The organism is Micromonospora sp. Utrum1, from assembly GCF_057197805.1.
Genome location: NZ_CM170071.1, coordinates 5128213 through 5140336 on the forward strand (window position 1 = coordinate 5128213; position 12124 = coordinate 5140336).

11 protein-coding genes and 2 pseudogenes are annotated in these 12124 nt (G+C 70.0%); 4 read left to right on the top strand and 9 right to left on the bottom strand.

Annotated elements, in window-relative coordinates; all coding sequences use genetic code 11:
- From AC0OLQ_RS24080 to AC0OLQ_RS24115, 8 genes are all read right to left on the bottom strand, one after another.
- Window positions 1-3180 carry an ATP-binding protein gene (locus AC0OLQ_RS24080; protein ID WP_484528163.1) on the bottom strand — a complete coding sequence of 1060 codons (3180 nt, stop codon included), beginning with the start codon at window positions 3178-3180 and terminating at the stop codon, window positions 1-3.
- Between the two features lie 107 nt (window positions 3181-3287).
- Window positions 3288-4475 (bottom strand): low temperature requirement protein A, encoded by a 1188-nt coding sequence (locus AC0OLQ_RS24085; RefSeq protein ID WP_484528164.1) that lies wholly within the window; start codon window positions 4473-4475, stop codon window positions 3288-3290.
- A gap of 330 nt (window positions 4476-4805) precedes the next feature.
- The gene (locus AC0OLQ_RS24090) at window positions 4806-5384 is read right to left on the bottom strand and encodes a dihydrofolate reductase family protein (RefSeq protein ID WP_484528165.1); all 579 of its coding nucleotides are present in this window, start codon (window positions 5382-5384) and stop codon (window positions 4806-4808) included.
- Window positions 5381-6580: an RNA polymerase sigma factor gene (locus AC0OLQ_RS24095; protein WP_484528166.1), complete on the bottom strand. Its 1200-nt coding sequence runs from the start codon at window positions 6578-6580 to the stop codon at window positions 5381-5383. Before AC0OLQ_RS24095 ends, AC0OLQ_RS24090 begins: the two co-directional genes overlap by 4 nt.
- 20 nt (window positions 6581-6600) lie before the next feature.
- Complete coding sequence (locus tag AC0OLQ_RS24100; protein WP_484528167.1) at window positions 6601-6954, bottom strand: YciI family protein; 354 nt, start codon at window positions 6952-6954, stop codon at window positions 6601-6603.
- Window positions 6955-6995: 41 nt separating this feature from the next.
- Complete coding sequence (locus AC0OLQ_RS24105) at window positions 6996-7412, bottom strand: DUF6069 family protein (RefSeq protein WP_484528168.1); 417 nt, start codon at window positions 7410-7412, stop codon at window positions 6996-6998.
- Entirely contained in the window at window positions 7409-7933 is a 525-nt protein-coding gene (locus AC0OLQ_RS24110) for a helix-turn-helix domain-containing protein (protein ID WP_484528169.1), read from the bottom strand. Before AC0OLQ_RS24110 ends, AC0OLQ_RS24105 begins: the two co-directional genes overlap by 4 nt.
- Window positions 7934-8073: 140 nt before the next feature.
- On the bottom strand, window positions 8074-8682 hold the full coding sequence (locus AC0OLQ_RS24115; RefSeq protein WP_484528170.1) for an IS110 family transposase: 609 nt from the start codon (window positions 8680-8682) through the stop codon (window positions 8074-8076).
- Between the two features lie 878 nt (window positions 8683-9560).
- Here AC0OLQ_RS24115 and AC0OLQ_RS24120 point away from each other — a divergent pair.
- The 3 genes from AC0OLQ_RS24120 (at window position 9561) to AC0OLQ_RS24130 (ending at window position 11047) form a co-directional block, all read left to right on the top strand.
- Window positions 9561-9764 carry a cold-shock protein gene (locus tag AC0OLQ_RS24120; protein WP_107078210.1) on the top strand — a complete coding sequence of 68 codons (204 nt, stop codon included), beginning with the start codon at window positions 9561-9563 and terminating at the stop codon, window positions 9762-9764.
- Window positions 9765-9841: 77 nt separating this feature from the next.
- Window positions 9842-10597: a class I SAM-dependent methyltransferase gene (locus tag AC0OLQ_RS24125; RefSeq protein WP_484528171.1), complete on the top strand. Its 756-nt coding sequence runs from the start codon at window positions 9842-9844 to the stop codon at window positions 10595-10597.
- A gap of 279 nt (window positions 10598-10876) precedes the next feature.
- Window positions 10877-11047 carry a hypothetical protein gene (locus tag AC0OLQ_RS24130; RefSeq protein WP_484528172.1) on the top strand — a complete coding sequence of 57 codons (171 nt, stop codon included), beginning with the start codon at window positions 10877-10879 and terminating at the stop codon, window positions 11045-11047.
- Window positions 11048-11096: 49 nt separating this feature from the next.
- Here AC0OLQ_RS24130 and AC0OLQ_RS24135 read toward each other — a convergent pair.
- Window positions 11097-11467: pseudogene (locus AC0OLQ_RS24135) on the bottom strand (transposase); the annotation flags it as partial.
- A gap of 194 nt (window positions 11468-11661) precedes the next feature.
- Here AC0OLQ_RS24135 and AC0OLQ_RS24140 point away from each other — a divergent pair.
- Window positions 11662-12114, top strand: a pseudogene (locus tag AC0OLQ_RS24140) (IS5 family transposase); the annotation flags it as partial.
- Between the last annotated feature and the right edge of the window lie 10 nt (window positions 12115-12124).

Genomic DNA, 12124 nt, shown 5'->3' on the forward strand with positions numbered 1-12124 from the left:
TCAGCCGAGCAGGTCGTCCATCAGCTCGCGGATCCGGGCTGTGGTCGCGGCGACGGGCCGCTCACGCCACGCGGCCAGCAACGGCTCACGCTGCTCCTCGTCACCGAGGGCGGCGTCGAGCCGTTCGCCGTCTCCGGGTGGGAAGAAGGTCATGTCGTGGGCCCCGATCCGGATCCCGAGCGCGGACAGTTCGCGGGCGGCTCCGACGTCACCCCGGTACGCCGCGAGTTCGGCACCGCCCACCGCCAACGCCCCGATCACCGGCAGGTCCCTCGAGGACAGCGCCTCGTCCCGGGCGAGCCTCAGCAACGCGGCCGCGTGGGCGTCGGCATCGTCTCCCGACGCCCGCCGCACCTCGGCCACCCGCAGGTGGAGGACCGCCACCGCGACCCGGAGGATGACGCGCGGTTGCGGCGGCGGCCCGGCCCACCCGGCCAGGGTCCGGGTCACCCCGTCGGCGTGAGCGAGTACGTCGTCGTATCGCTCGCGCTGCCAGGCCAGGTGGGCCAGCCCGAGGCGCGCCTGCGCGACTTCCACTTCCTCGGCCTGGTCCGCGGTCGCCGTCTCGCCCAGCCGCCGCTCCGCTTCCGGGTCGCCGGCCAGGGCACGTTGCACGTCCAACCGCACACGGATCGAGCGGGCGTCCTGCGTCGCGCCGATCAGATCCATGTGGTGGACGCTGCGCGCCAGCCAGTCGGCCGAGCGAGTGTCCCCGCCCGGGATGAAGAACTGACCGACGGCGCCCGCCGCCATCGCCATGCCCCAGTGGTCACCGGCGGCCTCGAACTGGCGATACGCCTGCTCGGCGTCGACGATCGACGCCTCGGGCATGCCGCCGTTCTCCCGTATGGCGGCGCGGGCGAACAGGCCGAGTCCCTGCACGTACGGGTCCGGATGCGCGATCATCTCGGCGGCGCCCTTCATGCTCCCGTCCAGGTCCGACGCGTCGAACGCGGGCACCGCCGACGCGAGCACGGTCTGCCGGGGCGACACCTCGGTGGGCCGCTCGGCGAGGAGCGTCCGTAGCGCCCGTCGGGCGAGCACGGCGAGCCGGACCTCGCCGCTGATGCCGGCGTTGACGCCGATCAACAGGCAGGTCCAGGCGAGCCGGTCGGCGTCGGGCAGTGGCCGGCGGGCGGCCCGGCCGCGCAGGATCGCCGATGCTCGCCGTCGGTCCGGGTCCTCGACGTGCAGCAGACTTCGCGCCCAACCGGTGACCTCGAGGTGCAGGCCGCGCACCGACCAGAGGTGGAACAACGCGGTGGCGAGGTCGACCGTGGCCGGCTCGTCGTCGAGCCCGAACGCCCAGCGCAGGCCCGCGAGCAGGTTGTCCTGCTCGGCGGCACAGCGGGCGAACGCCTCGATCTGGCCGGGCCCGATGAACCGGTCGGCGAGGGTGACTGCCTGCTCCCGGGCCCAACCGACCAGGCCCGCCATGGCCGGATCTCGGTCGCCGGCCGCGCCCAGGCGGGCTTCGCCGTACTCGCGGACGGTCTCGAGCATCCGGTAGCGGGGCCGGCCGTCTCCCTCGACCAGGGTCAGCAGGGACTGTTCGACGAGCGTCGCCAGACCGCGTCGTACGTCCGGGGTCTGCGCGACCGCGGCGGCGAGGTCCGCGGTGAACGGCGCGGGGATCACCGCGACCCGCTGGAGCAACTCGCGGTCGCCGGGCGCGAGCAGTTCCCGGCTCCAGTCGACCATCGCCCACAGGCTCGCGTGCCGATCCGGCAGGCCCCGCAGCGCATCGTCGAGGAGCGCGAACCGGTCTGTCAGCCCGGCCAGTACGTCGTCGATCGGCATGTGCCGCAGTCGAGCGGCGGCCAGTTCGAGCGCCAGCGGGAGGTTGTCGAGCCGGTGACACAGCGCGAGCGCTCGTGCGGTGTCCCAGGTCGGCACCGCGCCGCCGGCCCGCGCCCGGGATTCGAGCAGCCCGAGCGCGTCGGCGTCCGGCAACGCGGTCAGCCGGTGGACCCGCTCACCGGCCAGGCCCAACGGGGCCCGGCTCGTCGCGAGCACCGTGACCTCCGGCGAGGTCACCGCGACCAGGTCCGCGACGACGGTGGCCACCGTGTCGAGAACGTGCTCGCAGTTGTCCAGCACAACGAGCCCGTCGAGGTCCGGCGCTACGGCGCGTAACCGTTCCTCAGGGCTGAGGACCCGCCGTTCGAGGCCCAGGTTGCCTCCGGTCGTCGAGGTGTCCCCTCCGCCGAGCGCCGCGAGCACCGTGGGCAGCACCTCGTCGGGTGAGCGCAGACCGGCGAGTTCGATCACGCGGACCGTCTGCCCGGCCGTCGCCGCGCGGCGCGCCACCTCGGCGGCCAGCCGGGTCTTGCCGGCGCCGCCGGTTGCCACGATCGTCACCAGAGCCGCCTCGGTGAGCGCCTCGCCCACGGTCTCGACGTCCCGCTCCCGACCGACGAGGGCGGTCACCGGTCGGCGCCATGCGGCGGGCAGAGCGATCCGCGTTGGCTGCCGGGGCGGCGTCGCGACAGCCGGGGTGGTGAGTTCGCCGCGCAGCAGCGCCAGGTGGACCTGTGTGATCACGGACGACGGGTCGGTGCCGTACCGGTCGGCCAGTTCGGCACGAAGCCCGTCGATCACCTCCAGCGCCTCGGCGTCGCGGCCCTCGGCGGCGAGCACGCGAACGAGCAGGGCGGCCGACGGCTCGTCCGGGGGCGTACGTGCGACGAGCCGGCGCAGGTCAGCCTCGTCGAGGGGCCCCGCACCGGTGAGTGCCGCCTCTGCCCGGAGCGCGGTGACGTCCGCGAACAGGCGCGTCTCCTCGGCGGTGACGAGCTCGGGGACCTCGGGTAACAGGGCCCGGGCCTGGTCGGCCCAGCTGCGGGCGGCAGGGACGTCACCGGTCCGGAGCGCGGCACGTCCCCGCTCGGCGAGCGCCCGCGCTTCGACAGCGTCGACGGTGATCTCCTCGGCGGGCAGGCGATAGCCCCCCGCACCTGCGATCACCGGCAGCCCGAGCCGGCGTACCCGGGACACGAGCGCCTGGACGGCGCCGGTCGCGTCGTCGGGCGGCGTGCCGCCCCACACGGCGTCGACCAGCAGCGTGGTGGAGACCGCCCGCCCACGGGCGTCGACGAGCACGCGGATCACCGTCGCGAGCCGGTCGCCCCGAACCGGCCGGCCGTCGACGGCGAGCGGGCCGAGGATCGTGATGTGCACCGACCCAGCATCCCCCACCGCTACTTCGGGCCGCCGATCACCCGCTCGTCATCGGGAGCCGGGCGGCAGGAAGCCCGCGTAGGGCGGCGGGGCCGCGAGCGGTCGGATCACCAGCGGGTACGGATGTGCCAGCGGGTCCGGTACACCGGTTGCCCCCAGTGTGGGATGAAGGCGATCGCCATCATTCCCACGGTCATGACGGTCGCGACCGCGAGCGGTGGCAGCCCTCGCATCATCGGCGCCGCCAGCGACAGGACGGCCACGCCGATGGGCAGCCGCCACAGCATCGCCCGGAACACCACCAGCGCATACACGCTGCGGCCGGCGAGGAACACCAGCGGACCGGCGGTCACGATGGCCAGCTCGGTGGGGTTGATCTCGCCGACGGGGTCCCTGGCGACCAGGTCACCACCGGCGGCGACCAACACCACACCGGCGACCATGACCAGATGCGCGTACGCCGCGACCAGCGCGATCCGGCCGGGACTCTTGGCCTTGTCGATCCCGGCAGCCAGATAGTCGGCGACGTAGACGGTATAGATCCGCCACATCGTCACGGTCAGGACGAAGAGCAGGATCACCCCCGCCGTCCGCAGGGACACGAACGGGGGGTCACCATATTGCCTCACCCCGACCAGGATGATCTCGCCCAGGGTCACGATGAACATCTGCCGGTAGCGTTCCGCGAGGTGCTCGCCGCCCACCCGGAGTTCCTCGGCGTTCGAACGGCCGAGCCGGGGCAGCGGATAACCGAGGAGGCCGACCGCGAAGTCCGTCGTGATCGCCACCGCCCAGAGCACCAGCCGGATCGGGCTGGGCAGGAACGCACCGACCAGCCAGAGCACGCCGGTCAGGCAGAACCAGATGAGCACCCGCAGGGGCCGCCTCTGCAGGGCGTGACCGCGCAGGGCGGTGATGAGGATGAGCCCGCGACAGAGGTGCAGGCCCACGTACGCCCCGGCGAAGGCGATCCCGTTGACCCCCTCGAATGCGCTGCCGATGGCCAGCGACATCAGCAGTCCGCCGAACAGCACGGCGAGGACGATCACCTGGACTATCGGCAGTCTGGGGTCGTACCAGTCGGTGGTGTACGCGGTGACCGTCCAGACCCACCAGATCGCGGCGAGCAGGACCAGGGTTTCCAGCGCGTGATTCCAGCCGAGGTTGCCGGTCAGGCGGTCGGTCAGCCGCATGAGTGCGACGATGAGGCCCAGGTCGAAGAGGAGCTCCAGGTAGGAGATCTGGCGGGGAATCTCCTGGCCACGCAGAATCCACCCCGACCGCGCCCGCGCCACCGCCCCCGCTTCTCCGGACAATCCTGCCCAAGATTCGTACCACGTCCGGAGCAGCAGGTGGGGCGTTGCCGCACAATCCGGGCCGCGACCCGTGCGGTGGACGCACAAGCCCAATCTGGAACATGATCAATGTTCCGGGCCGAGCCCGCGGACAGGGCCGGACCTACCGCGAGCTCGACGGTGATCGTGCTGCCCTCGCCGAGGCCGTTCACTCAACGGCCCGAGTGTCGGACCCACCACATCCTCGAACAACTCGACCCGTGGCTCGCCCGAGCCCGGCGTGTCAGTCCACCGGGCGGCCGCGTGACGGATAGGGGTGCACGGTGGGATTCACACGTGCAGGGCGGGCCGGTAGATGAGTTCCTGGGTGCGACCGTCGAGTGTCCGGCTCTCCATCAGCTCCAGGTCGAAGTCGGCCGCCCCCTGGAAAACGGGTTCCGTCCCGGTCTGACCGCTGATCACCGGGAAGAGCGTCACCTGGACGCGGTCGACCAGACCGGCGGCCATCAGCGCCCGGTTCAACGACAGGCTGCCGTGCGAGCGCAAGGGCACCTCGGACTCCTCCTTGAGCCGGGCGACGACGTCGACGGCGTCACCGCCCACGAGGGTCGCGTCCGGCCAGTCAAGGGGCCCTTGCAGCGTGCTCGACACCACCGTCGCCGGGAGGCTCATCATCCGCGTGACCCAGGCGTCACGGACCTCGGACTGCTCGGTGCTCGCGGCCAGCATCCGCGCGAACACCCGGTACGTGCCGGCCCCGAAGACCATGCGCTGCTCCTCGCTGTACAAGGCGAGGCGGTGCTCGAGCAACTCGGGGCCCTGCTTACCCCAGTAGCCGCCCCAGTTGCCGCTGTTGGTGCCGAAGCCATCTAGGCTGGAAAAGACGTCGAAGGTGTAGGTAGCGGTCATGATGCTCCCCTTGGGGGTGTGAGTTCCGTACGACGGGTCTGCAGGTAGGAACGCTCGGTCTCGTTGGTGGCCAGCGCCATGGCCTGGTCGTATGCGGCTCGGGCCTCCGCGTCGCGTCCGAGCCGGGCCAGCAGTTCGGCCCGGGTGGCGGGCAGCCGGTGGTAGCCCGGGATATCGACGTCCTCCAACGCGGCGAGGGCCACCGCCGGCCCGTGCACCTCGGCGACGGCGACCGCACGGTTGAGCGCGACGATCGGGGTCGGCGCGAGCGCGAGGAGCTGGTCGTAAAGTGCCAGGACCTGCGGCCAGTCGGTGGCGGCGCCGTCGGTGTGCACCGCGCTGATCGCGGCCTGGATCTGGTACGGACCTGGCCGGTTACGCCGCAGGCAACGGCGGACCAGGTCGTGGCCCTCGGCGATGAGTGTCGGGTTCCACAATGACCGGTCCTGGTCGGTCAGTAGGACCAGTTCGCCGGTCGGGTCGAGTCGGGCCGGGCGGCGCGCCTCGGTCAGCAGCAGCAGGGCGAGCAGGCCGAGGACCTCCGGTTCGTCGGGCATCAACGCGGCGAGCTCGCGGGCGAGCCGGATCGCCTCGGTGCACAGGTCCGTTCTGATCAGCGGTCCGGCGGTGGACGTGTAGCCCTCGTTGAACATCAGGTAGAGCACGGTGAGCACGGGCGGCAGCCGGTCCGGCAGCTCATGTTCGGCGGGAACCCGGTAAGGGATGCCGGCGTCGCGGATCTTCTTCTTGGCTCGCACGATCCGTTGGGCGACGGTCGCCTCCTGAATCAGGTAGGCCCGTGCGATCTCCGGTACTTCGAGGCCGCCGAGCAGGCGGAGCGTGAGGGCCGTACGCGCGTCAGGAGCGAGGGCCGGGTGGCAGCAGGTGAAGATGAGTCGCAGCTGGTCGTCTTTCACCGGTCCCACCTCCTGGGGCTCGTCGGGTTGGTGCAGCAGCAGGGCCTGGGCGTGCCGGGCTTCGCGGGTCGACTCCCGGCGGAGCCGGTCGACGGCCCGGTTGCGTGCGGTGGTCACGATCCAGGCGCCCGGGTTCGCCGGCGGGGTCTGCCATTTCTGCAGCGCCGTGGTGAAGGCGTCTTGGACCGCCTCCTCGGCGAGGTTGATGTCACCCAGGAGGCGGGCCAGGGTGGCGACGCAACGGCCGTACTCCGCGCGGTAGATGCTCGCCAGGTCCATGTCGGGTGACCGGCTCCTGTTCAGGCTTGGGACAGGTCGTCGAAGGGGCGCACCTCGACCGGGCCGCAAGCCGCCGCGCACTTCTCAGCCCAGGCCAGCGCCTGGTCCAGGTCCGCGCATTTGATGATCCAGAATCCGGCGATGTGCTCCTTCGTCTCGGCGAACGGCCCATCGCTCATGGTGGTGGTGCCGTTCTCGATCCGGACGACGGTGGCGCTGTCCGGCGACAGGAGCCCTCCGGCGAAGACCCAGGCACCCGCGGCCTGCAGTTCGTCGTTGATCCGATCGGTCTCCCTGAACATCGTCTGCATCTCCGCGTCGGACGGCGCCAGCGCACCCTCCACGAAATGCACAGACAGCAGGTACTGCTTCATGACGCGATCCTCCGGTAACTCGACGGTGGGATGGTGACAGGTCAGGCGGTCAGCCGACGCGCGACAGCGGGGATCACGATCGCAGCCGCGACCAGGTGGGTGAGCATCAGCAGCACCTTGGTGGCCACCCCGGCTTCGGCGATCACGTCCGGCACCAGCGACAGGACCGTCAGCAACAACGTCGTGCGGACAAACGTCCGCCGCGGACGCCGGGCGAAACGGGACAGTAGCGCGGCGATGACCACGCCGACCAGCGAAAACGAAGCGGTCAGCACGCCGAACCCCGCCACCGGGATCGGGGCGCCGCCCATATCGAGGCTGACCCCTGCCGCGTGGCCGGCCGCGGCGACGGCCATGGTGGCGGCGCTCGCGGCAACCGCGGCGATGACACCGGTCCGGATCATCGCACCGAAGGTCGAAGTGGTGGCGTGGGTCGCGTTCACAGTGGTGGTCATCATGCCCTCCAGTGGGTGTATGGACCGGCTCGGTACCGGGCTCTCACCAGGACGACGAAAAGGACCAACCCCAATCGACAAGCAAGCCAAAATCTTTTCGAAGACACCCGCCTCCGGTGTACGCCGAGGCAGTCCCCGCGCACAGCGCGGACGAGACCGACGATAAGCCGGTGAGCCTCTCGGCATCGATCAGCCGCGCGGACCGCCGAGTCCGCATGCGGGCGCAGCCCGGTAAGAGTCCTCATCGACACCGCCGGCAACCGGCCGCCGCGGCTGTTACGGCACGCGCACGACCTTGCGTACCACCGGCTGCGGCGTGCGGTTCGGGCTACGGCGAGGCCGTGATGACCGAACAACCATCCCGACCTCGCCGAGCTCGGCATACCGGACCGCCACCGTTTCGCCGTCGACCAGGACACGTCATAACGTTCCGCCGCGCGGGCGACCGGCCACCCCTGATCCACGACCAGACGCGCCAGGCGAATACGCGCACGAGGAGTCAAAGCGGCGTTAGTGTGGGACACCAAGGCCTCCTGGTTGCCGGAGCGGTCCTAGAGCTCCACTCCAACCGGAGGCCTTCGTCATCACGTCTATCTACGTCGTGCCGTCACACGACCTCAGCCAACCTCCCTGGGCAGTACACCTGGTATGTAGGTGGTTCCTGTCAAGTGGCAAGCGGAAGCGGCGTCCGGACCACGGCCGCGTACTCGCCGGCGACAGCCATTTCGGTGATCGTCTTGTCGAGTCGATCACGCCGGTCCCGGGCCAGCAGCATGGCTTCCAGTTCGGCCTCGAACGTGAGCTGGATGGCGCGGTGGGCGAAGCGTTGGGCGCGTAGCCACGTCTCGTGGACCCCGGTCCAGGCCTGTCCATTCGAATAGACGATGCCGTGGCGCAGCAACAGCTTCGACAACCGGTGGCGACAGCGCATCAGATCACTTCGCGTGTCCTCACGAGCCCGCACCAGGTCCCGGGCGGCCTCCTGGCTCTCGCTGGGCACCCTCACCTCAACGACCTGATCCATCCGCAACAGCCGCGCCAGGTGCAACGCGTCCCGAGCGTCGGTCTTGACCCGGTCCCCGGCCGGACGCTGCAGCTCTGACGGCGCCGCCACCACACAACGCACCCCAGCCGCCCTAAGCTGCCGGGCCAGGCCGAACCCGGTCGGACCGGCCTCATACGCCACCGCCACCGGCCCCGGCAGCTGCCGCAGCCAATCCAGCACCGCCTCCGCCGCCGGCACCAGCCGCCGTTGCGACACCTGCCCGGTCACCGTGTCCAGCCCGCACCCCACGATCGAACGCGCATGCAACGTCCAACCCGACACTCGTACGCTCAATGAACACCGGCGCCTCCCGCAAATGTCGGCACTACCAGCGAGGCCCACCCTCGCCGGCAATCCACGTCAACTTGCGAGTGAGGCCCCGGCCCGGTCAACCGGGCTGCTCATACCGTCTACCGAGCAGCGAAGGGCGGGGACGCCGTCTGCCGGTCGGCGTCACTCTCGGCATCGAACGGGGTGCGCAGCCGAGTCATCGCAGCCGAACTCACGTCGACCGCAGGTGCGTGGTCGAAAGGCGCATTTGCTCCCAGTGCTTCACGGAAGGGACTTGAGTCACGCGTACTTACCTCAGTCAACAGCTGCTCCAAATTTTTGCGCGTTAACGCGCGACTCACCCGCTCACAGGTCGGGTGCGGAAGATGATCCGGGCGGATCCGACCGATCGCCGGGGCAGCGTCGGACCCGTTTCGCTCGGCCTGCCCGCCGAATCCTAACCCGAAATGACCACGGTGTACGGCTTGGGCCGGCTCCCACGTTGGAAGCTTTACGGCACCGCGCCGCCCCGCCTCGTGACGCGTGCCGTGGCGCCGAACGAGTGCCTTGGAACCACGTCCCTTGCCACAGGGAGCGGCGGCGTTCTTTTCCGGCACGGGGGTTGGTAGCCGGCGCAGTCAGTGCTGACCGCCAAGACACCGCCGGCGGCGCGCCGTGCTAGCGTGAGCGAGTTGCATGCTTTGGTTTGTCGCATACTTTGCCAGCGCCTGGTGGGTATCCAACCCGCGAGGCGCTTTTTGTTCTGCGTTTCTTCCGGACGAGCGGCGGCGACAACCGGGGCCGTAAGTGGCTCTACCAGTACTCAAGGAGAAGACATGGCATTCGGTACAGTCAAGTGGTTCAACGCGGACAAGGGTTTTGGCTTCATCACGCAGGATGACGGCGGCGCTGACGTCTTCGCCCACTTCTCCGCCATCTCGTCGAGCGGGTTCCGCAGCCTGGACGAGAATCAGCGGGTCGAGTTCGACGTCGAGCAGGGCCAGAAGGGGCTTCAGGCCGCTAACATCCGTCTGGTCTGACGTTGACACCGCGGAGCCGTGGCGGCGAGGCCTCGCCCGTCGTCACGGCGGCGGCTGAGACCACGAACCGGCCAATAATGGTCCGTTCCGACGCCACGGTGCCCGGCCTCGAACCGCTGGTGTTGTACGCGCTGTCCGCTCCCGAGCGCGTGACCGGGACAGCCAGCATCGATCGGCTCCGGCTGGCGCCGGTGCCGCTGGTGCCAGAGGTGCGGCTGGTCATGGCCGAGGACGCGATCGTCCTCTGGGCCCGGCTCGAAGCCGAGGCGGGGCACGCCCTCCCGCCGCCGTTCTGGGCCTCGGCCTGGACCGGCGGACAGGCTCTCGCGCGTTACATCCTGGATCACCCGGACACGGTGGCCGGTCGTCATGTCCTCGACGTCGCCTCCGGCTCCGGACTGGTCGCCATCGCCGCGGCTATGGCGGGCGCCGCCGGTGTCACCGCCAACGACATTGACCCGTACTCGATCGCGGCAATCAGTGCCAACGCCCAGGCCAACGGCGTCGACCTAACCTTGTCGTCGAGTGACCTGCTTGACGGCGACGGTGACGGCGTGGATGTGGTGTTGACCGGTGACGCCCTCTACCAACCGTCTGTGGCGGCCCGGATGCTGCCGTTCCTCGCCCGCGTCGCGGCGAGAGGCGGTCGGGTCGTTGTCGGCGATCCGGACCGGGGCCACGTGCCCCATGACTGGCTGGAGCGGGTGGCGACCTACAGGGTGCCGGTGAGTAGCGCTCCGGAAGACGCGCAGCTTCACCTAACGAGCGTGCTCAAGCCACGACGCGACCAGGTGGACGACCGGCGGGGCCCGGCCACGCAGCTGCGGGCGTGACGCGCCGGGACAACTCTCCTGGCCCCGCTCTACAGAAGGTGCACGGGGAGGCCAGTGGGTATGTTGTGGCTGACGCCCCGAAGACCGATCGTGACGATCGAGTTTCGTCCCGCCGGCCCTCTACAGCCGACGAAATAGGCGCACCGCACTGACCGTTCAGCATGTCTCCAGCCGGTGCCGCTCAGCAAGGCGTCCGGCCGACGGCTCGCCTCTGGGCGGCCATGGACGAGTCCGACAGCATGCAGATTCATTTCTGCGCGAAGAGAGCCGATACAGACGATGAAGATTGATAAGGGTAAGGTCGTTGAGACCCTGCGCCACCGGGGCCAACACAGCCGGGCCGATTGGGTCGACCGAGAGCTGCCGGGCCGCATCGACACCGCCCAGCACTCAGGCATACTCGCGACGCTCAATCTCAATCCGGCCGATTTCGCCGATCCGCCCTCGTGACGCGAGATGACCTCGAGCCGGTCGGCGTCTGGACTGCTGAAGCGGCTGCCGCGATGACCGGGGTGATGCCCCTGTCGCGCAGTTGGCGGCGGTAGATGTCGAAGTCGTAGCCCCGGTCTGCGTAGATCCGCTCGTGTCGCTGCCGGGGCCGGCCACGGATGCCCTTGATCCGGGGGATCTCGTCGACCAGGGGCATGAGTTGGGTGACGTCATGGCGGTTGCCGCCGGTCAGGGTCGCGGCGAGGGGGATGCCGCCCGCGTCGGTGATGATGTGGTGTTTCGAGCCCGAGCGGCGGCGGTCGACCGGGCTCGGACCGGTTTTGGGCCGCCTTTGAGTGCCCGGATGTGGGAGCCGTCGATCACCGCCCGGGACATGTCCAGTTGACCGGCGGCCCGGAGTTTGCCCGGCAGGAGCCCATGCCGCACGCGCTAATGGATCAGTGCTCGATCAAGACCCGACGGCACGCCATCCCACCAGTCGTCTCGCCCCCTCACCAACCAGAGGCGGCACGATCTTTTGGTAGACCTCGAAGGCCTGCGGACACCAGTGCTCGACCCCTGGCGGCTCGGACCTAACCCATCTATCACAACGGGCCGGTTCGACTCCCATTAGCGGGCCGAGCCCGGTCGACCGCGCCCGCCCGGGCTCGAAGCACCACGTCCTGACCGAGGGCGCCGGCATCCCCCTCGCGGTGTCGCTGACCGGCGGCAACCGCCACGACGTCACTCAACTGCTCCCGCTGATCGACAAGATCCCGCCCGTCCCCAATCGGCGCGGACGCCCACGCCAGCGTCCCGACCAGCTCTTCGGCGACCGCGCCTACGACCACGACAAGTACCGCAAGGCGGTACGCGGCAAGGGCATCCGCCCGCGCATCGCCCGACGGGGCCAGCCCCACGGCTCCGGCCTGGGCGTGTTCCGGTGGGTGGTCGAGCGGACGATTGCCTGGTACCACGGCATGCGACGGCTACGCATCCGCTGGGAACGCCGCGACGACATCCACGAAGCCTTCCTCGGCCTCGCCACCTGCATCATCACGTACCGACACGTCGCACGACTTTGTTAGAGGGCATCCC